The sequence below is a fragment of the Burkholderia sp. LFS061 genome (genome assembly GCF_047978125.1).
Classification (GTDB): domain Bacteria; phylum Pseudomonadota; class Gammaproteobacteria; order Burkholderiales; family Burkholderiaceae; genus Burkholderia; species Burkholderia pyrrocinia_C.
Window position 1 is genome coordinate 1 of the sequence record NZ_JBFPFS010000122.1, and the last position, 935, is coordinate 935.

Annotated in this window: 1 protein-coding gene; it reads left to right on the plus strand. The window is 60.0% G+C overall.

The window, feature by feature from the left end; all coding sequences use genetic code 11:
- Window position 1: 1 nt before the first annotated feature.
- Window positions 2–935, plus strand: a 934-nt coding sequence (locus tag ACNQQL_RS35965) for an IS5 family transposase (RefSeq protein ID WP_347069687.1), incomplete at its 3' end; no start/stop codon positions are given.

Consider the following 935-nt stretch of genomic DNA (forward strand, 5'->3'; position numbering starts at 1 on the left):
CCTGACGATCCGGCGGACGCGCAAACGCGTATTTCTCGACGAGATGGAGCGTGTGGTGCCGTGGAAGGAATTCATGGCGCTGATTGCGCCACACGCGCCGACGAAGGCAACCGGTCGCAAACCGTTCCCCATCGAAGCGATGCTGCGCATTCATTTTTTGCAGCAGTGGTTCGGCTTGAGTGACGTCGCGATGGAAGAGGCGCTGTACGACGTGCCGCTGTACCGCGAATTCACGGGGCTGGGCGGCATGAGCCGGCTGCCGGACCGCGTGAGCATCCTGAGGTTTCGGCATCTGCTGGAGCAACATCAGTTGGCCGAGCAGTTTCTTAAGGCGGTGAACGCGCAACTGAGCGCGAAGGGTTACCTTCTCAAGGAAGGCACGGTAGTCGATGCCACGCTGATTGCCGCGCCGAGTTCGACGAAGAACAAGGATGGCGAGCGTGACCCGGAGATGCATCAGACGAAGAAGGGGAATATGTGGCACTTCGGCATGAAGGCGCACATCGGCGTGGATGCCGACTCGGGACTGGTTCATATGGTGGTCGGCACCGCAGCCAACGTCAACGACGTGACGCAAGCCCACGCACTGGTGCACGGTGACGAAGCGAATGTATTCGGTGATGCGGGCTATCAGGGTGTGGACAAGCGCGAGGAAACGCAGGACGTCAAGGTCGAATGGCACATTGCGATGCGTCCGGGCAAGCGTCGTGCTCTGGACATGGACACCACGCTGGGTCAATTGCTCGACGAGTACGAACGGCTCAAAGCGAGCATTCGCGCAAAGGTGGAGCACCCGTTTCGCGTCATCAAACGCCAGTTCGGTCACGTCACGGTGCGCTATCGCGGGTTGATGAAGAACGCGCAGCAATTGCATACGCTGTTCGCGTTGAGCAATCTGTGGATGATGCGACGACGGATTGTGCGGCACGCCGCGG